The sequence below is a fragment of the Duodenibacillus massiliensis genome, assembly GCF_900128485.1.
GTDB classification, from domain to species: Bacteria; Pseudomonadota; Gammaproteobacteria; order Burkholderiales; family Burkholderiaceae_F; genus Duodenibacillus; species Duodenibacillus massiliensis.
The window spans coordinates 76,291-93,929 of sequence record NZ_LT635855.1; the positions used below are offsets into that span (position 1 = coordinate 76,291).

Annotated in this window: 17 protein-coding genes and 1 pseudogene; 12 read left to right on the plus strand and 6 right to left on the minus strand. The window is 59.5% G+C overall.

All coding sequences use genetic code 11. The features are described from left to right. The first annotated feature begins 46 nt into the window (after positions 1 to 46). From secY to rplQ, 7 genes are all read left to right on the plus strand, one after another. Complete coding sequence (gene secY, locus BQ7486_RS01095) at positions 47 to 1,372, plus strand: preprotein translocase subunit SecY (protein ID WP_022372952.1); 1,326 nt, start codon at positions 47 to 49, stop codon at positions 1,370 to 1,372. Between the two features lie 339 nt (positions 1,373 to 1,711). Further along, positions 1,712 to 1,825 (plus strand): 50S ribosomal protein L36, encoded by a 114-nt coding sequence (gene rpmJ / locus BQ7486_RS01100; RefSeq protein ID WP_074008629.1) that lies wholly within the window; start codon positions 1,712 to 1,714, stop codon positions 1,823 to 1,825. Between the two features lie 13 nt (positions 1,826 to 1,838). Next, positions 1,839 to 2,204: a 30S ribosomal protein S13 gene (gene rpsM / locus BQ7486_RS01105; RefSeq protein ID WP_022372950.1), complete on the plus strand. Its 366-nt coding sequence runs from the start codon at positions 1,839 to 1,841 to the stop codon at positions 2,202 to 2,204. A 16-nt stretch (positions 2,205 to 2,220) separates the two neighbouring features. After that, positions 2,221 to 2,619 carry a 30S ribosomal protein S11 gene (gene rpsK, locus BQ7486_RS01110; protein ID WP_022372949.1) on the plus strand — a complete coding sequence of 133 codons (399 nt, stop codon included), beginning with the start codon at positions 2,221 to 2,223 and terminating at the stop codon, positions 2,617 to 2,619. Between the two features lie 105 nt (positions 2,620 to 2,724). Further along, a complete protein-coding gene (rpsD, locus tag BQ7486_RS01115; RefSeq protein WP_022372948.1) occupies positions 2,725 to 3,351 on the plus strand; it encodes a 30S ribosomal protein S4 in 627 nt (208 codons plus the stop codon). Positions 3,352 to 3,579: 228 nt separating this feature from the next. Then, entirely contained in the window at positions 3,580 to 4,575 is a 996-nt protein-coding gene (locus BQ7486_RS01120; RefSeq protein ID WP_022372947.1) for a DNA-directed RNA polymerase subunit alpha, read from the plus strand. Between the two features lie 167 nt (positions 4,576 to 4,742). Continuing rightward, complete coding sequence (gene rplQ / locus BQ7486_RS01125; RefSeq protein WP_022372946.1) at positions 4,743 to 5,162, plus strand: 50S ribosomal protein L17; 420 nt, start codon at positions 4,743 to 4,745, stop codon at positions 5,160 to 5,162. 123 nt (positions 5,163 to 5,285) lie between these two features. On the opposite strand, the gene galE is transcribed toward rplQ, so the two are convergent. The 3 genes from galE to BQ7486_RS01140 are packed head-to-tail and all read right to left on the minus strand — an operon-like array spanning position 5,286 to position 9,669. Then, on the minus strand, positions 5,286 to 6,299 hold the full coding sequence (galE, locus tag BQ7486_RS01130; RefSeq protein WP_074008618.1) for a UDP-glucose 4-epimerase GalE: 1,014 nt from the start codon (positions 6,297 to 6,299) through the stop codon (positions 5,286 to 5,288). Positions 6,300 to 6,322: 23 nt separating this feature from the next. Beyond that, complete coding sequence (locus tag BQ7486_RS01135; protein WP_074008619.1) at positions 6,323 to 7,084, minus strand: enoyl-CoA hydratase/isomerase family protein; 762 nt, start codon at positions 7,082 to 7,084, stop codon at positions 6,323 to 6,325. A gap of 23 nt (positions 7,085 to 7,107) precedes the next feature. Further along, positions 7,108 to 9,669 carry an acetate--CoA ligase family protein gene (locus BQ7486_RS01140; protein ID WP_074008620.1) on the minus strand — a complete coding sequence of 854 codons (2,562 nt, stop codon included), beginning with the start codon at positions 9,667 to 9,669 and terminating at the stop codon, positions 7,108 to 7,110. A 111-nt stretch (positions 9,670 to 9,780) separates the two neighbouring features. Between BQ7486_RS01140 and BQ7486_RS12425 the strand changes: the two genes are divergently transcribed. Further along, on the plus strand, positions 9,781 to 10,431 hold the full coding sequence (locus tag BQ7486_RS12425; protein ID WP_338081632.1) for a VOC family protein: 651 nt from the start codon (positions 9,781 to 9,783) through the stop codon (positions 10,429 to 10,431). A gap of 63 nt (positions 10,432 to 10,494) precedes the next feature. Here the strand turns inward: BQ7486_RS12425 and BQ7486_RS12070 are convergent, their stop codons facing one another. Together BQ7486_RS12070 and BQ7486_RS01155 are read right to left on the minus strand one after the other, a co-directional pair. Further along, positions 10,495 to 11,346: a DUF1801 domain-containing protein gene (locus BQ7486_RS12070; RefSeq protein ID WP_074008621.1), complete on the minus strand. Its 852-nt coding sequence runs from the start codon at positions 11,344 to 11,346 to the stop codon at positions 10,495 to 10,497. A gap of 189 nt (positions 11,347 to 11,535) precedes the next feature. Further along, entirely contained in the window at positions 11,536 to 12,057 is a 522-nt protein-coding gene (locus BQ7486_RS01155) for a DUF3455 domain-containing protein (RefSeq protein WP_022372940.1), read from the minus strand. A 298-nt stretch (positions 12,058 to 12,355) separates the two neighbouring features. Between BQ7486_RS01155 and BQ7486_RS01160 the strand changes: the two genes are divergently transcribed. From BQ7486_RS01160 to BQ7486_RS01175, 4 genes are read left to right on the plus strand one after another with little or no spacing between them, the layout of a single operon-like run. Continuing rightward, on the plus strand, positions 12,356 to 12,919 hold the full coding sequence (locus BQ7486_RS01160; protein ID WP_022372939.1) for a 2-oxoacid:acceptor oxidoreductase family protein: 564 nt from the start codon (positions 12,356 to 12,358) through the stop codon (positions 12,917 to 12,919). A gap of 7 nt (positions 12,920 to 12,926) precedes the next feature. Next, positions 12,927 to 14,195, plus strand: a complete 1,269-nt coding sequence (locus tag BQ7486_RS01165; RefSeq protein ID WP_074008622.1) for a transketolase C-terminal domain-containing protein — start codon at positions 12,927 to 12,929, stop codon at positions 14,193 to 14,195. 15 nt (positions 14,196 to 14,210) lie between these two features. After that, on the plus strand, positions 14,211 to 15,272 hold the full coding sequence (locus BQ7486_RS01170) for a thiamine pyrophosphate-dependent enzyme (protein WP_074008623.1): 1,062 nt from the start codon (positions 14,211 to 14,213) through the stop codon (positions 15,270 to 15,272). An 18-nt stretch (positions 15,273 to 15,290) separates the two neighbouring features. Continuing rightward, on the plus strand, positions 15,291 to 16,928 hold the full coding sequence (locus BQ7486_RS01175; protein ID WP_074008624.1) for an NAD(P)-binding protein: 1,638 nt from the start codon (positions 15,291 to 15,293) through the stop codon (positions 16,926 to 16,928). A gap of 194 nt (positions 16,929 to 17,122) precedes the next feature. Here BQ7486_RS01175 and BQ7486_RS01180 read toward each other — a convergent pair. Further along, positions 17,123 to 17,639 (minus strand): annotated as a pseudogene (locus BQ7486_RS01180) (IS256 family transposase); the annotation flags it as partial.

Genomic DNA, 17,639 nt, shown 5'->3' on the forward strand with positions numbered 1-17,639 from the left:
CCTGAACCGACTTTTTCCGACTTTAATAACGCTTTAGGACATCGACGTGGCGAATAGCCCCAGCAACAAACCGACAGGGCTGGCAAAGTACGGCGACCTCAAAAACCGCCTGATCTTTCTGCTGCTGGCTCTGATTGTGTACCGAATCGGTGCTCACGTGCCGGTTCCGGGTATTGATCCCGACATGCTGCGTCAGCTCTTTGATGAGCAGAAGGGCGGCATTCTCGGGCTGTTCAACATGTTCTCCGGGGGCGCACTCTCGCGCTTCTCGGTGTTCGCTCTCGGCATCATGCCCTACATCTCTGCAGCGATTATCATGCAGATGCTGTCGTACGTGCTGCCGAGTCTTGAAGCGTTGCGTAAAGAAGGCGAATCCGGCCGCCGCAAGATTACCCAGTACACGCGCTACGGCACGCTGCTGCTCGGGTTCTTCCAGGCGGTCGGTATTGCAGTTGCTCTGGAAAGCCAGGCCGGGCTTGTTCTCGCGCCGGGCTTCATGTTCCGCTTCACCTGTGCCGTGAGCCTGGTGACCGGAACGATGTTTCTGATGTGGCTCGGTGAGCAGATCACCGAGCGCGGTCTCGGCAACGGTATTTCCATCATTATCTTCGCCGGTATTGTGGCCGGGCTGCCGAGTGCGGCAAGCGGACTGTTCCAGCTTGTGAGCACTGGTGCCATTTCGCCCCTTGCCGCGATTTTCGTGATCGCCGTTGTTGTGCTCGTCACGGCTTTCGTGGTGTTCATCGAACGCGGTCAGCGCCGCATCACCGTGAACTATGCACGGCGTCAGATCGGTAACAAGATTTACGGCGGACAGGCTTCCTATCTGCCGCTGAAGATCAATATGTCGGGTGTGATTCCCCCGATCTTTGCGTCTTCGCTGATTTTGTTCCCGGCAACGCTGGCGGGCTGGTTCACGAGCGGTGATTCCACGCGCTGGATCCGTGACCTTGCAGCAGCATTAAGCCCCGGGCAGCCGCTTTACACGCTTCTTTATGCTGCGCTCATCATTTTCTTTGCCTTTTTCTACACGGCTCTTGTTTTCAATCCGAAGGAAACGGCTGAGAATCTGAAGAAAAGCGGTGCATTTGTGCCCGGTATCCGTCCGGGTGAGCAGACGGCGCGTTACATCGATAAGGTGCTCGTGCGTCTGACGTTGGGCGGTGCCGCGTATCTGACATTTGTGTGCCTTGTGCCTGAATTCCTGAATCTGCGTTTCAACGTGCCTTTCTACTTCGGCGGCACCTCGCTGCTGATTGTGGTCGTTGTGACGATGGACTTCATGAGTCAGGTTCAGGCCTACATGATGTCGCACCAGTATGAGAATTTGCTCAAGAAGACCAACTTCAAGGGCTTTGGTGGCCGCGCCTAACTCAGGTTAACGGTCCGCCGTAATTAAACACAGGGTCCCGGGCCGCATGCCGGAGACCGCTTCAGGAAAAACACTGAAAGCGGAAGAGGCGGCGGCCCCGAAAGACCGGCAGAAAAAACGAGGCATCCGCACGCAAAATTTTGCGCTGAGGATTGTTTCAGGTCCCACAGGTTGTGGAAGGCGTTGCGGGCACTACGCGCAGCGGCATCCGGTAAACCTCTGCGGGACTTGTTTTTTCAGGAAAATAAGGTAAAATCTCGCCCTTTCCGCCAGTCGGACACTGACTAATGCTCCCGAGGGCCGCCCAACCAGAACGGCACGAGGGAGTCGGAGATGAAAATGAAGGTTAACGCTTCGGTCAAAAGAATGTGCCGCAAGTGCAAGATCATCAAGCGCAAAGGTGTTGTGCGTGTGATCTGCGAAGACCCGCGTCACAAGCAGCGTCAAGGCTAATTGAGGTAAAAAAATGGCTCGTATCGCCGGTATTAACATTCCGCCGAATCAGCACGCCGTTATCGGTCTGACTGCCATCTACGGCATCGGCCGTTCGCGTGCTCAGGATATTTTGGATTCCTGCGGCATCGAATATTCCAAGAAAGTGAAGGATCTGAGCGACGCGGAACTGGAAAAGATCCGTGACGCCGTCGGCAAGTTCACCGTTGAAGGTGACCTGCGCCGTGAAATCCAGCTTTCCATCAAGCGTCTGATCGACCTGGGTACCTACCGCGGCTTCCGTCACCGCCGCGGCCTGCCCGTGCGCGGTCAGCGTACCCGCACCAATGCCCGTACCCGCAAGGGCCCGCGCAAGGTTGGCGTCACGCTTAAGAAATAATCACTGAAGGATAGTTATGGCTCCCAAGACTCAGCAGGCCGTTCGTGCCCGCAAGAAGGTGAAGAAGGTCGTGACCGAAGGCATCGCCCACGTGCATGCATCCTTCAACAACACGATCATCACGATCACGGACCGTCAGGGCAACGCCGTTGCCGCTTCCTCGGCCGGTGCTCAGGGCTTCAAGGGCTCCCGTAAGTCCACGCCCTTTGCCGCTCAGGTTGCCGCCGAACACGCCGGCAAGAAGGCCCAGGAATACGGTCTGAAGAACATTGAAGTGCGCATCGAAGGTCCCGGCCCCGGCCGTGAATCGAGCGTGCGCGCTCTGAACGCTCTCGGCATCCGCGTCACGAGCATCCAGGACGTCACCCCCGTTCCTCACAACGGTGTGCGTCCCAGCAAGCGTCGCCGCGTCTAACCGACAGTTAATTCACAAATTTTCGTATCCTGCGTTCGCGCTTTCCTCGTCGAACGCGAACTGAATGCGGTCAACGCCGCAGGATAGAAGAGGTAACATAAAAAAATGGCACGATATCTCGGTCCCAAGTTGAAGCTCTCGCGCCGCGAGGGTTCCGACCTCAATCTGAAGAGCGCACGCCGTTCCTTTGACTCCAAGGTCAAGGATGCAGAAGTCAAGCCCGGCCAGCACGGCAAGATTTCCGGTCAGCGTCTCTCCGACTACGGCACGCAGCTGCGTGAAAAGCAGAAGGTGAAGCGCACCTACGGCGTTCTCGAACGTCAGTTCCGCCGTTACTACGCTGAAGCCAACCGCCGCACCGGCAACACCGGTGAAGTGCTGCTCACGCTTCTGGAATGCCGCCTTGACAACGTCGTCTACCGCATGGGTTTCGGCAGCACGCGTGCTGAAGCACGCCAGCTCGTGAGCCACTGCGCGATCCTCGTGAACGGCAAGAAGGTGAATATTCCCTCTTACGCCGTCAAACCGGGCGACGTCATCTCCGTGCGCGAAGGCGCCAAGAAGCAGACGCGCATCATCGAAGCCCTGGAACTCGCCGGTCAGAACGGCTTCCCGTCCTGGGTGAGCGTTGATGCCGCCAAGATGGAAGGCACGTTCAAGGCCACGCCCGCACGCGACGAAATTGCTCACGACATCAACGAAGCGTTGGTCGTCGAACTTTACTCGCGTTAATCTGGTTGATGTACCGGCTCTCGGGCAGTCAGCGTGTAGTGCGCGCTGCAGTGTTTCTGAGAGCCGCGCAGGTGTCCGGCCTGCGGAAAAAACACACAGTACGTCCGGCCCTTTCCGGGGTGCCGGACGTTCTCAATTTCATTTCCCCGGATTTTTCTGTACAGTTTTCGGCTGTAGTCAGCCTTATCGGTGTAACGAGCCGAGGGTATTGAATAGGAAAAACATCACATGGCAAACACCACGCTCCTGAAGCCGACGACGATTGAAGCCGTTGTCGACGAGAAGAACCCCAACCTTGCCGTCATCACACTTGAGCCGTTTGAACGCGGCTACGGCCACACGCTCGGCAACGCCCTGCGCCGCATCCTTCTTGCCTCCATGGTGGGCTACGCTCCCACGGAGGCGAGCATCGTCGGCGTCGTGCACGAGTACTCCCAGATCGACGGCGTCATTGAAGACGTTGTGGATATTCTTCTCAACCTCAAAGGCGTTATCTTCAAGCTCGAAGGCGGCCGTCAGGATGTGAATCTGCGTCTGCAGAAGTCCGGCACCGGCGTTGTCACCGCGGCTGACTTTGAACTTCCGCACGACGTCACGGTTTTGAATCCCGACCACGTCATCGCCAACCTCTCCGGCGGCAAACTCGACATGCAGGTTCACGTGGAAGCCGGCCGCGGCTATCAGCCCGGCGACATGCGTGCTTTCCGCGACGACTACAGCAAGCACACCCTGGGCCGCATCGTGATGGATGCGAGCTTCTCGCCCGTGCGCCGTGTGGCGTACGCCGTGTCGGCAGCGCGCGTTGCGCAGCGCACCGACCTCGATAAGCTCGAGATGACGATTGAAACAAACGGCGTGATCTCTCCGGAAGACGCTCTCAAAGAAGCCGTCTACATCCTGCAGGATCAGCTTTCTGTCTTCGGCTCCATCCGCACGGATGCCGAACCCGTGAAGGGCATCGAAGAAGACAAGACGCCGCCTCTGGATCCGATCCTCATGCGTCCTGTGGACGATCTGGAACTCACGGTGCGTTCCGCCAACTGCCTCAAGGCCGAAAATATTTACTACATCGGCGATCTGATCCAGCGCACGGAAAACGAACTGCTGAAGACCCCGAACCTCGGCCGCAAGTCCCTGAACGAAATCAAGGAAGTGCTCGCCGCTCACGGTCTTACGCTCGGCATGCGCCTGGAAAACTGGCCGCCCGTCAATCTCGAGCACTAATTTTTAACGGAAATGTCCCCGAAGTCCGCACTTTCGGTGTAGACTTCGGGACTTTCATTTTTAACCCAACCCGCCCGCTGCGGGCAATTTATGTCCGCAGATAGAAGAGCCGGGGGCCCGGTTCAATTCTGAACTCTGAGGCCGAAGACTTTTTAAGGATAAACATCATGCGTCATCATTCCGGCTATCGTAAGCTCAACCGCACTAGCGCTCATCGCCTCGCGATGCTCCGCAACATGAGCAACTCGCTGCTGCGTCACGAAGCCATCAAGACCACGCTTCCCAAGGCCAAGGAACTGCGCCGTGTTGTCGAGCCCCTGATCACGCTCGCCAAGACCCCGTCTGTTGCCAACCGCCGCATCGCCTTCAACCGTCTGCGTGACCGCGAAATGGTCACCAAGCTCTTCGAAGTTCTGGGCCCGCGTTTCGCGAAGCGCAACGGCGGCTACACCCGCATTCTGAAGATGGGCTTCCGTGCCGGCGACAATGCCCCGATGGCTTATGTCGAACTCACGGAACGCGCTGAAGTTGCTGAAGAAGTGAAGACCGAAGCGGCTCCCGCTGCTGAAGCCAAGAAGGCTGAATAAGTCTTTCTGACTTTTGGTCTGCAGCCGGTACTGCGTCATAACAGTGCCGGCTTTTTTCTGCCCGTAAAAAACGGCCGGTGATTCCGAGGAGAACCATCCGGCCGGTATCGTAACTGACGGGCTTTACTTTCCGGCAGCTGCCTGCATCTGTTCGTAGTGCCAGGCGTCGCGGCACATGTCGTCAAGCGAGAGTTGCGCCTGCCATCCTAAAAGCGCCTTGGCTTTGGCCGCATCGGCCCAGTTGGCGGCTATGTCGCCCGCGCGGCGCGGTTTGATCTCATAGGGGATTGGATGACCGCAGGCCTTTTCAAAGGCGTGAATGATCTCAAGCACGCTGTAACCGGTGCCGGTACCGAGGTTAACGGCTTCCCAGCCTTTGAGGCTTTCGATTTTGTCACAGGCCAGAGCGTGCCCGCGGGCGAGATCCACCACGTGGATGTAGTCTCTGACGCCCGTGCCGTCCTTGGTGGGGTAGTCGTTGCCGAAAACGCCCACGCGCGCCAAGCGCCCCGAGGCCACACGCGCCACGTAGGGCAAGAGGTTATTGGGAATGCCGTTCGGATTTTCACCGATCAGGCCCGAAGCGTGCGCGCCGATCGGGTTGAAGTAGCGCAGGCACACGGCCGTGAAATCAGGCCGTGCGGCGCAGACGTCTTTGAGAATATCTTCGATAAAAAGCTTGGTGCGCCCGTAGGGGTTGGTGACGCCCCCGACGGGATGTTCTTCCGTTAAGGGCAGGTACTGCGGCGTGCCGTAGACGGTGGAAGACGAGGAAAAGATGATGCGGGTGACGCCTGCCGCATGCATCGCTTTTAAAAGCGACACCGTGCCCCCGACGTTGTTGTCGTAGTACTCCAGGGGCTTGACGCAGCTCTCACCCACGGCTTTGAGGCCCGCAAAGTGAATGACGACGTCGATTTTTTCCGCAATGAGCACCGCCTGCAGCTTTTCCGTGTCGCGGATGTCGCCCACGACAAGACGGGGCCGCTTGCCCGTTATTTTTTCCAGGGCGTCAACGACAGCGGCATCTGAATTGCAGAGGTTGTCGTAGAGCACCGCCTTGTGGCCGCGCGTGATGAGTTCAACGGCGGTGTGTGAGCCGATAAAGCCCGTTCCACCCGTGAGCAGTATGTTCAATTCTTCGCTCCCGTAACGCGCGTTTAATGCGCTTTAAAGTTCGGCATCCGGCCTTCGAGAAACGCCGCGCAGGCTTCCTGTGCTTCGGGCGTTTTACTTGTGACTGCGAAAAGGCCGGCTTCTTCGCGGGTGATGTCGGCAAGCCGCGTGCTCCAGGCGCTTTGCAAAAGCTTTTTGGCACCCTGCACGGCCGCGGGCGACATGAGCGCGAGGCGCCGCACGCGGGCGTCGGCCTGGACAAAGACGTCTTCGTCGGCGTAGACGGCGCTCACCAGGCGCATTGCAAGCGCTTCGTTGGCGCTGATCGGTTCGGACAAAAGAATCTTTTCCGCGGCCTTATGGTACCCGGCGTTTAAAAGCGCGAGAAGGCTTGCGCCGTAGCGGGGCGTCAGGCCCAGCGCGGTAAAGGGCAGGGAAAAAAGGCTTGACGCCGAGGCGTAGACGAGGTCACAGTAGTAAAGCATCGTCACGCCCAGACCCACGGCAGGGCCCGCCACGCAGGCCACGACCGGTTTGCGGCAGTTTTTGAGCGCCTCAATAAAGCGTCCCGTGGGCGTGGTGCTGTCGGCGCTTAAGTCCGTAAGCTGCTCCTTTAAGTCGCCCCCGGCGCAGAAAATGCCGGGCTGCGCGTGCAGAAACACGGCGCGCACCGTCTCGTCCGCATCAGCGCGGGTAAACGCCTCCGTGAGACTTTCAAGCATTGTTTTATCAAGTGTGTTGCGCTTTTCGGGGCGCGAAATTTCAAGCTGCAGGACGTTGTCGTGAAAGGTCGTGAGAATGGGCATGATGTTTGGGTCTTAAAAAAGAATCAGAGAATGGAGCCGGCTGTCGTTTTCGGAACCGCAACGCCGACAGTCTGCGCCCAGCGGGCGGCTGCGGCTGCCAGTGTCCGCGTGAGTCCCGAATCCTCCCGGTAGCTGCGGTCCGTGATGCAGACCACTGCGGGATCTTTTCCCGGGGTCTGCGTGATTCTGAGCACGGCGTGCAGTGCCGGGGCCACACGGCTGTCGTCAGCGGCGATCAAAAGGCACTCGCGGTCCCAGTCGATGTCGGCGAGATCGCCGGTGGTGGTGTCGCCCGCCAGAAGCGCCGCCCGGTTTTGGGCACTTAACTGTGCGGTAAAAGCGGCAAGCGCCTGTTGGTCAGAGGGCTTGACGCCGCGCACGATGAGTGCACCGGCCGAAAGCCTCACGGACGTTTCAAGGTACGCAGGATACGGGGCAAAGAGCATGTGCCGGGCGTCAGGTTCAGCCGTAACAGGCCGGCCGCATAGGGCCCCCGAGGCATCAAGCACCGTGAGGCCCTTGTCGTCCACGGCCGCGGGGGAGAGCTTGAGTTCGGCAAGCGCCGGAAGCGCTTCCGCAAGTCGCGAGAGCCGCATGAGGGTCGCCGCAAGGCTTTTTTCATCGGCGGGCGGCATGCCGCGGCAGCCCCGCAAGAGGGCGGCAACCGGCGAGCGCCGGATGCTTTCGCGGGCCTGCGCCTGCGTCACGGGTGGTATGAGAATCACCTTGTCGCGGATGAGGCTTCCAGCCAAGCCCCCGGCCCCGAGCGTAATCACGGGCCCTAAAACCGGATCGGTGATGTAGTCCACCGCGACCTCACGGGCGTTGGCGGTATCGACCATCCGCTCCACCCATACGCCGCGCAACCGTGCGTAGGGGGCTTTTTCCGCACAGTGCCGTTTCAGTGTTTCAAACGCTTCGGCGACACCGGCTTCGCTTCTTAAATTGAGAATGACGCCGCCCGCGTCCGTTTTGTGGGCAATGCCGTCGGCGCTCAGTTTGACCGCCACCGGAAAGCCGATCGTGTGCGCTGCGGCCGAAGCTTCCTGCGCGGTTGCGGCAAAGGCGCCCTGTGCGCCGCGGATGCCGAAAGCGGCAAGAAGCGCCGCGCACTCGCTTTCGGTTAAAACGAGGCGGTGTGCGCGCCGCGCGTTTTCAAGCGCAGCGGCGGCTTGGGCTGTGTCTGCGGGCGTTTCTGTTTCGGGGCCTTCCGCGGTACGGGATTCACCCGTGCGGGTAACGCTTTGAAGGGCAAGCGCAAGCGCTGAAGCCGCAGCCCGGGCGCTCGTAAAGGCAATGAGGCCGCTTTCGCGGCAGGCATCGCGGAAATTGACATCGGTGCCGCCTGTGCGGCAGACCAAAAGGGGTTTGCCCGCTTCCCGGGTGACCTCAGCCAACAGGGCCGGTGCCTCAGACTCGCGGGCGGCGGTCATGGGGGAAAGCGATACGATAAGCGCATCGGCCGACGGGTCGGCCAAAATCACCCGCGCGGCGTCACGCACAAGGGTTCCTGCGGCTTCGGGCCCGAGGTCCGAGGGGTCGTTCATTAAAACGGGCGACTGCGTGAGCGCCGTAAGCGCCGTATGAGTGCTCCGGGAGAGCTGCGCGGGGATGAGCCCGGCCTGTGTGACGGCGTCGGCGGTGAGGTTTACAACCCCGAGGCCGTTACCCGCGCAGGCCGTGCGGCTTCCCTTGGGAAGAATCCCGAACGCGAGAAGCCCGAGCGCGGCGCAGAAGTCTTCGAGGCTTTCGGCGCACGCTGCTCCCGTGCGCGCAACGGCCGCGGCAAAAACCGCGGGGTCCGCGGACGGCGTGCCGAGCCGTGCCGCAGAAAGGCGGCCTGCGGTGGGGCTTACCCCGGGCGGCAGAATAATGACAGGTTTGACGCGGGCGGCGGCTTTGAGGGCCGACATCAGGCGCCGCGGATGCCGCACCGTGAGAATTTGAAGTGCAATGATTTCGGTTTTGGCGTCGGCCGCGAGAAAATCCACGATTTCGTCCAGTCCCGTTGCGGCCTCCGCCCCCGAACTGATGACGGAAGAAAAGCCGAACCCGGCTTCGGCCGCATAATCAAGCACGGCAGCCGTGAGCGCTGCGGACTGACAGACAAGTCCCACGGGGCCGGCGGCGGCAAGTTTCGGGATGTAACTCACGTTAAGCCCGATATCCGGGCGCATGATCCCGACGGAATCCGGGCCGATCAGGTGAATGCCGCGCTCACGGGCGGTCTGAGCGAGCTTATCCTGCCAGAGACGGTCTTCGGTCCAGGTGCCTTCGCCGGGCGTTACAAGCACGTTGGCAATGCCGAGCGCGGCACAGTCTTTGAGCACAGACTCAACGCGCGCAGAGGGCGTGGCGATGACACAGAGCTCCGGCGTATGCGGGAGGTCGCGTAAGCCGGCCCAGCAGGGTGTAAGCCCGATGTACTTGTACTTGGGGTTGACGGGATAGGCTTCGAGCACCCGGCGGCTGTTCATGACGCCCGACCAGACCGCACGTCCGCGGCTTCCCTCCCGGTCGCTCGCGCCCACAACGGCAACACGGGTCGGAATAAAGGCGGAGGCAAGACGATGCGTGACGGACATGAGACTACTGGACAATGCGGAAGGCAAAATACCTGAAACCTCAAGTTTAACGCGCCTGCAGCGGGCTTCCGGTGTCATAATCGCTCCCAAAGGCAATACGAGGTTTATTCCATGAGGCAGAGAGTTTCCTGCGGCGAGGCGCCGCACGAGTGGCACCGTGCCGACGGCACGACGGTCGCGTGCACCGAAAAGGTGAAGGTGTTAAACGAGAACTGGCAGGAAATCCGCGCGATGCTGCAGGATGCCATGGATGATGCCGTTTTGATGGGCTGCACCGAAAAACAGTTTCGTGAGGAGTACACGCGGCTTGTGGCTTCGATCACCTCGGACTATGCCGAACAGAAAGCCCAAACGCGTCCGGCTGAAGACTTTGCTGTTTTAAAGACGGATCACATCGTACTTACGGTCGCTGACTTGGATGCAAGCATCGCCTTTTACACCAAAGCGCTCGGCATGAAGGCGGTGACGTTCGGTGCAGGCCGCAAAGCCCTTCTTTTTGCGGGCGGCAAAATCAATCTGCATGAAGCGGCAGGAGAGCCGATTCTGCCGCGCGCAAAAACCCCGCAGGCCGGAAGCAGCGATCTCTGCTTTCTGGTGAACAAAACACCCGAAGAAACGGTGGCGCACCTGAAAGCCTGCGGCATTAGCGTGGAAGAGGGGCCGGTGCGTCGTACGGGGGCCTACTTTCCGCTTACGTCCGTCTACGTGCGCGATCCCGACGGCAACCTCATTGAGCTTGCGGTTGAAGCCGAGGACGATTGAGTCCAAAAAAACGGCGGAAAGCCCGGAGACTTTCCGCCGTCAGATATCGCTTTTCAGCCGGTTTTACTTTTTCGCGGCCGTTTTCTTTGCGGCCGGTTTTTTGGCTGCGGGCTTTTTCTCCGCTGCCTTTTTGACCGTCGTCTTTTTCTCAGCCGTCTTTTTTACAGGCGCTTTTTTGGCGGCAGCGGGCTTTGTAGCCGCCTTCTTTTCGGTCTTTTCCGCAGCCTTCGCGACAGCTTTTTCCACCACAGCCTTGGCTTCGGGTTTAATGGCCGGGGCCTTTACCCGGGAAGTCGTCTTTTTGGCGGTTTCTTTTTTAAGCTGCAGGGCGGCGGCCTTGGATTCAGCGCGCTTTTTCACAAGGCTCTTTTCGGGCTTTGTGGGTTTGAGAATGCGCTTGATTTCAGCGGCCTTGCGGGCTGCTTCTTCCTTGGCGGCTTCTTCGGCCGCTGCTTCTTCCTGCGTGCGCATGGAAATGCGCACGATCGGGGGCGCCACCGCGGCGTTTTCTTCCTTCACGCCCCAGAGCTGCAGCAGCTCCGTTTCCGACGGGGTCGAACCGCGGTTGCGGCGCGCCACGACGCTCGCGCGCACCAGCTTTTCAATATCGGGCAGCGGCAGACGGTTGAGGTCGGTGAAGTTAATCAGACTATGTTCGGCGTCAAACCCCTTGATCGTCGCGACAAACGGCTCGATCACGGAATTTTCCGCCACATACAGCGTCAGGGATTTTTCGCGCGATTCAAGCGCAAAGAGCGGACCGCCGTTTAATTCATAAAAGACCAGGCCGAAACGCTTGCTCTCACGAACACCGCGGGCGGCGCGGCGGATGAGGCTTGCCACACGGGCCATGGCAACGCGGCGGTCAGGCGGCAGGCTTTGCAGGAATACCCCCAGAACCGTAGCTCCCACCATGATGCCTTCCCTCCCTTTTTCTTTGAGACAAACAGATATTTCCGCCTCTGTGTCGACACAGAAGGCTTTGCAAAGGCGGAAAAAAACCCTGTTATTTTACAGGAAGTGCGCCTTGTTTGCTTAGTTTTTTCTTCTCTGATCGTTGATTGCTATGGGAATTTCGTCTGTTTTTCTTGCGGCGGTCCGGAATTAACGGTAAAAGGTATAGCGGGCACTGAAGCGCACGGCCAAAACGGCCCCGAGGCTGTTGCGGGTGCAGGCCGACACGGGAATGCCGCCTTTGGCTTCGTCGCGCTTAACCCAGCGGTAGTGCGACAGAATGCCCTTTAAATTGCCCGCGGGCCGTACGGCAAAGAGAAGCCCCTTAAGGTCATGCTTGGTTTTGCCTTCCGTCCAGCTTTCCACTTTGGCGGCAAGCCGGCTTTTGTCGGGTGCGGAAAACGTGAAGTCCGCGCCCTGGGCTGCCACTTTGCGGCCCTTTTCGTCTCTGAGGGTCACTTCCGGTGTGATAAAGCGCCACCAGAGGCCCTGAGTGTCGGCGGTGCACTGAAATTTCTGCACGCCCGTGCCGTAAAGAACCAGCGCTTTTTCGGCACTTGTGTCCTTGGGGTCGATGGCCCCGGGCCCCATGAGGGCGTCAAGGGCGGAGCAGCCGGTGAGCGTTAAAGCGCTGAGCACGGACAAAGCGGGCAGAAACAAACGAAAGGTCATGGCAGATAAATCCCGGAAAAACGGGGGAAAAAAGCGGGGTGCATCCCGGCAGTACCCGCCATTGTATGAGCGAAGGGCGGCACTTGCGCGCATAGAGCGCGCCTACAGACTGCTTCACTCGGATGATGCGAACAATTTGAAAAGTCGCTATTGTCTGACGCAACAAAGAGCGGGCAGAGCGTATCAGCCCGCGCGGACCTCATTAATACCCTGCGGTTTCACGTGAAGCCGACAGGGGCGGCAGGGGCGTTTCGCTTGCGTGAAAGGCCGCGGCCGTCAACACTTCAGGAGAGAAGCTGTGTATCAGATCCGTATCCATGGCCGCGGTGGCCAGGGCGTGGTGACCGCGGCTGAAATGCTCAGTGTCGCAGCCTTCACCGAAGGCCACTGGGCTCAGGCCTTTCCGAGTTTCGGCTCGGAACGCACCGGCGCGCCGGTGACGGCCTTCTGCCGCATCGATGAAAAAGAAATCCGTCTGAGAGAACCCATTTCCGAGCCCGACGTCGTGCTCGTGCAGGACAAAACGCTTTTGGAAAGCATTGATGTTTTTTCGGGTATTTCGCCCGAGGGCTACGTTCTGATCAACGCTTCGGCCGAACCCGAAGCGATGGGACTTACTGAACTCATCGCCCGGCTTCCCGCGGGGCACGTGAAAACGGTGCCCGCAACGCGCTTTGCCCTGGAAAAAATCGGCCGGCCGCTCCCGGGAGCCGCGATGCTTGCGGGCTTTGCCGCGATGACGGGGGCTCTGAAACTGGAAAACGTCCAGGCCGCCTACAGCGCGCGCTTTGGCGGAAAGATTGCGGAAGCAAACGCTCAGATTGCCGCTGCCGCCTATGAGTGGCTTACGAAGAAGGAGTAACCCAGCGATGCTCAAACAGATTGAAGGCAGTCAGGGCGTGGCCCAGGCCGTGGCGCTGTGCCGCCCGGAAGTGATCTGCGCTTATCCGATTTCCCCGCAGACGCATATCGTTGAAGCGCTCGGCAACCTCACCCGCAAGGGGCAGATTGAAAACTGCGAGTACATCAACGTCGAAAGCGAATTTGCCGCGATGAGTGTGGCGATCGGCGCGAGTGTCGCAGGCGCCAGAGCCTACACGGCCACCGCAAGCCAGGGGCTTCTTTACATGGTGGAAGCCGTCTATAACGCTTCGGGCCTGGGGCTTCCGATTGTGATGACCGTGGCGAACCGCGCAATCGGCGCTCCGATCAACATCTGGAACGATCATTCCGACGCGATGAGCCAGCGCGACAGCGGCTGGATTCAGATTTACGCTGAAAACAACCAGGAAGCCTGCGACATGCATATCGAGGCCTTCCGGATTGCCGAAGAGCTCTCGCTTCCGGTGATGGTCTGCATGGACGGCTTTGTCCTCACGCACGCCTTTGAGCGCATTGACATCCCGAGTCAGGAAGACGTCGACCGGTTTCTCCCGCCCTATCAGCCGCGGCAGGAACTCGATCCCGACAATCCCGTTTCGATCGGCGCCATGGTGGGGCCGGAGGCCTTTACCGAGGTGCGCTATCTCGCGCACGTCAAGCACCTGCAGGCACTTGAGCTCATCCCTCAGGTGCAGCAGGAATTTAAGAATGTCTTCGGGCGCGATTCCGGGGGCCTCGTGAGTTCCTACCGCATGGAAGACGCCGAACTCGCGGTTGTGGCGATGGGGTCGTGTGTGGGCACCATCAAGGATACGGTGGACGAGCTCAGAGACGCGGGCGTCAAAATCGGCGTTGTGGCTGTGAAGTGCTTCCGGCCCTTCCCGGTGGCCGCGGTGCGCGAAGCGCTTAAGGCAGCGAAGCGCGTTGTTGTCGTGGAACGAACGCTCGCGGTGGGCTCGGGCGGCGTTTTAAGCCGCGACGTGATGGTGGCTTTGGAAGGCCTCTCCGTTGAAGAGTACTGCGTGATTGCTGGCCTCGGGGGACGTGCGATCACGAAAAAGTCGCTTAAAGAGGTCTTCAGGAAGGCGCTCGAGGGGACGCTCCCGCGGTTAAGTTTCATGGATCTGGACATGGAACTCGTAAACCGCCAGCTCGCGCGCGAAAAGGCGGCCCGTAAAACGGGGCCCTTGCCCGAGGCGCTCGTGCGCGACGCCGTCATGATGGAAAAGAGTTCGCCGCAGCGCGGCGGCTTTTAAGGGGAGCCGACAGTCATGCAGGAAACAAAAGTTCGTTTTTATCAGACGGGGACTTTTACGGTCGGTAACCGCCTTTTGGATGAAGCCGCCCGCACCGTACAGTCGTCGATGGAGCGCTTTAATGCGCTTAATTCCGGGCACCGCGCGTGCCAGGGGTGCGGAGAGGCTTTGGGCGCGCGTTATGCGCTTGACGCCGCGATGGAGGCCACCAAGCGCCGGCTTATTGCCTGTAACGCCACGGGGTGCCTCGAGGTTTTCTCCACACCCTATCCGGAATCGGCCTGGCAGATGCCCTGGTTTCATTCGCTTTTCGGAAACACCGCGGCGGTTGCGACCGGTATGGCCGCGGCCGCGCGCGTCAAGGCCCGCAAAAAGGGCGTTGCACCCGACCGGGTGCTCGCAATGGGCGGCGACGGCGGTACGACCGACATCGGTTTCGGGTGTTTGTCGGGGATGTTTGAGCGTAACGACGATGTGCTCTACATCTGCTTTGACAATGAGGCCTATATGAATACCGGGGTGCAGAGGTCCTCCGCCACACCTCCCACCGCACGCACCGCCACCACGATGCCGGTGCCGGGCTACGCCGGCAACACCTTCGGGCAGGGGAAAAACGTGCCGGCAATCGCGATGGCGCACGGCATTCCCTATGTGGCGACCGCCACCGTCGCGGATCTGCACGATCTGGAGCGTAAGGTGCGCCGCGCCATGGAATTTCACGGCGCGCGCTACATCCACATTCTCGTGCCCTGTCCGCTGGGCTGGGGCGCGCACTCCTCGAAAACGATTGAACTCGCGCGTCTGGCGCAGTTGACCGGTCTTTTCCCCGTCTTTGAAGCCGAATACGGGGAAGTGGTGAAGGTGGAAAAAATCCGCCGCAGGATGCCGGTGGAAGCCTACATGAAGCCGCAGAAGCGCTTTGCGCATCTCTTTGCCAAAAACGCCGATCCTGAGGTTTTGCAGCGCATGCAGCACCTCGCGGACCGCAATATTGCGCGCTACGGCTTGATCGGCGACAGTGAAGGCGAAGACGTGCCCGTGCCGGAGCAGGGTGAAGAACGGGCGGCGCGGATTTAAGGCGGGGGAGAGACACAAATGACTCAGAGTAATACCAAACCTTTTGCGATTACGCTTGATGTGGGCTCGTCGCTTGCGAACCGCACCGGCTCCTGGCGCACCTTAAAGCCCATGTACGTTTCGCGTACGCCCCCGTGTAACGCCAAGTGCCCGGCGGGCGAAAAGTGCCAGGCCTGGCTTTTCCTTGCGGAAAACGGGGACTATGAAGCGGCCTGGAAAAAGATCACGGAAGAAAATCCGCTTCCGGCATGCATGGGGCGCGTGTGTTATCACACGTGTGAGACGGCCTGTAACCGCGGAGGGTTGGACGAAAGCGTCGGGATTAATTCCGTTGAGCGCTTCTTAGGCGACAACGCGATTGAAAAGGGCTGGCACTTTACGGTGCCCGCTCAGCACACGGGTAAGCGCGTTTTGGTGGTGGGCGCGGGCCCTGCCGGGCTTTCGGCGGCCTATCATCTGCGGCGTATGGGGCACGATGTGACGGTTTACGAGGGGGCGGAGTTGCCGGGCGGCATGATGCGCTACGGCATCCCCAAGTACCGTCTGCCGCGGCCTATTCTTGATGCCGAAATCGAGCGCATCCGCGCCACGGGCGTCACAATCGTCTGCTCGCGCGAAGTTACGGACCTTGAAAAAGAGCGCCGTGAAGGAAAGTTTGACGCGGTGTTTCTCGCGGTGGGAGCCCACCTTGCACGGCGCTCTTATGTGCCCGCCGGAGACGCCTCGCGCGTGATGGACGCGGTGAGCGTACTCAAAGAAGTCGCTGACGATGAAAAGCCCATGCTCGGGCGCCGCGTTGTGGTCTACGGCGGCGGCAACACCGCCATGGACGTCGCGCGCACCATGCGCCGCATGGGCGCCGAGCCTCTCGTTGTCTACCGCAGAACGCGTGATAAGGCACCGGCGCATGACGCCGAAATTGCCGAAGCCATTGAAGAAGGCGTCACGATGAAGTGGCTTTCCACCGTGAAAGAAGCCTCCGAAGGGGAAATCAAGATCGAAAAGATGGTCTTGGACGCTAACGGGAAACCCCAGCCCACGGGTGAATTTGAAACGATTGCCGCCGACAGCCTGGTTTTGGCGCTCGGACAGCAGACCGATCTCGGACTGCTCACGGGCGTTAAGGGCCTCACCGTCGAAAAAGACGAAGTGATCGTGGATCCGGTGACTTTCATGACCGGAGCTGACGGGGTCTTTGCGGGCGGGGATATGATCCCCGGGGACAAAAACGTCACGGCCGCCATCGGCCACGGCAAAAAGGCCGCGAGGAGCATTAACGCGTGGCTCAAGGGTGAGGTGTATCAGCCCGAAAAAGCCGCGCCTCCGGCGTCTTTCGAGAGGCTTCACACCTGGTACTACGCGGATGCTCCGAAGACCGTGCGTCCGATGTTGGACCTCGTGCGCCGCCAGACGACGTTTGACGAAGTGCAGCGGGGTCTGACCGAAGAAAACGCACTGTTTGAAGCGCGCCGCTGCATGAGCTGCGGCAACTGCTTTGAGTGCGACAACTGCTATGGCGTCTGCCCGGATAACGCCGTCATCAAGCTTGGCGCCGGTATGAAGTTTCGCTTTAACTATGAGTACTGCAAGGGCTGCGGTATCTGCGCGAACGAATGCCCGTGCGGTGCGATTGACATGGTAAGCGAAGACGTCTGACCCCGGGCACGGACGTTTGTGAGACCGCCTGAAGGAGACGTCTTTCAGGCGGTTTTTTCGCATATTGAAAGCTTGACTTTTTCTCAGGGCTCTTTAGCCTGAATTTTGCATGAGCGCTGAAAAAACAGCGCTCTTTTTGATTCTTCGGGCATATGTGTGGGTAGTTAGTCCCCCGATTTTGGGCAACGAGAGCCTGTAGAGACACGGCTGAGATGGACAATGCAGGTTTGATGTTGCGCCTGGGGAAATACGGCTTCAATGGCTTGCGTCATACCCTTGAGGCCGTCTGCGACGGCGATCGGGATGTCCTCTACGCCACGGTTTTTCAATTCCGTAAATACCGACGTCCAGAAAGCCGCGCCTTCGTTTTCATGAACCCACATGCCGAGCACATCGCGTCGGCCGTCACAACGTACGCCGAGAGCCAAATGAACCGCCATCTTCTTGATGACGCCGTCCTTACGGATATCGATGCTCAAAGCGTCAAAGAACACCACCGGGTAGACCGAATCCAACGGACGGCCTTGCCATTGCCGTACGTCGTCAGTTACCTTTTCCGTCACGGTGCTGATGAATTCGGCACTCACTTCAACGTGGTACTGACTTCTGATGAACTCAGAGATTTCACGGGTAGACAATCCGCGTCCATATAAATCGATGATGGCGTCATCGAAGTCATTGAAATGCCGTGAGTGCTTGGGTACCAGGCGG

Coding starts and splice junctions, on each gene's coding strand:
- BQ7486_RS01135 (WP_074008619.1), bottom strand. CDS start 7,084: ATGCCCATTCTCACGACCTTTCACGACAACGTCCTGCAGCTTGAAATT.
- rpsK (WP_022372949.1), top strand. CDS start 2,221: ATGGCTCCCAAGACTCAGCAGGCCGTTCGTGCCCGCAAGAAGGTGAAG.
- rpsD (WP_022372948.1), top strand. CDS start 2,725: ATGGCACGATATCTCGGTCCCAAGTTGAAGCTCTCGCGCCGCGAGGGT.
- BQ7486_RS01120 (WP_022372947.1), top strand. CDS start 3,580: ATGGCAAACACCACGCTCCTGAAGCCGACGACGATTGAAGCCGTTGTC.
- rpsM (WP_022372950.1), top strand. CDS start 1,839: ATGGCTCGTATCGCCGGTATTAACATTCCGCCGAATCAGCACGCCGTT.
- BQ7486_RS12425 (WP_338081632.1), top strand. CDS start 9,781: ATGAGGCAGAGAGTTTCCTGCGGCGAGGCGCCGCACGAGTGGCACCGT.
- BQ7486_RS01165 (WP_074008622.1), top strand. CDS start 12,927: ATGCTCAAACAGATTGAAGGCAGTCAGGGCGTGGCCCAGGCCGTGGCG.
- rplQ (WP_022372946.1), top strand. CDS start 4,743: ATGCGTCATCATTCCGGCTATCGTAAGCTCAACCGCACTAGCGCTCAT.
- BQ7486_RS01155 (WP_022372940.1), bottom strand. CDS start 12,057: ATGACCTTTCGTTTGTTTCTGCCCGCTTTGTCCGTGCTCAGCGCTTTA.
- BQ7486_RS12070 (WP_074008621.1), bottom strand. CDS start 11,346: ATGGTGGGAGCTACGGTTCTGGGGGTATTCCTGCAAAGCCTGCCGCCT.
- BQ7486_RS01170 (WP_074008623.1), top strand. CDS start 14,211: ATGCAGGAAACAAAAGTTCGTTTTTATCAGACGGGGACTTTTACGGTC.
- BQ7486_RS01175 (WP_074008624.1), top strand. CDS start 15,291: ATGACTCAGAGTAATACCAAACCTTTTGCGATTACGCTTGATGTGGGC.
- rpmJ (WP_074008629.1), top strand. CDS start 1,712: ATGAAGGTTAACGCTTCGGTCAAAAGAATGTGCCGCAAGTGCAAGATC.
- BQ7486_RS01140 (WP_074008620.1), bottom strand. CDS start 9,669: ATGTCCGTCACGCATCGTCTTGCCTCCGCCTTTATTCCGACCCGTGTT.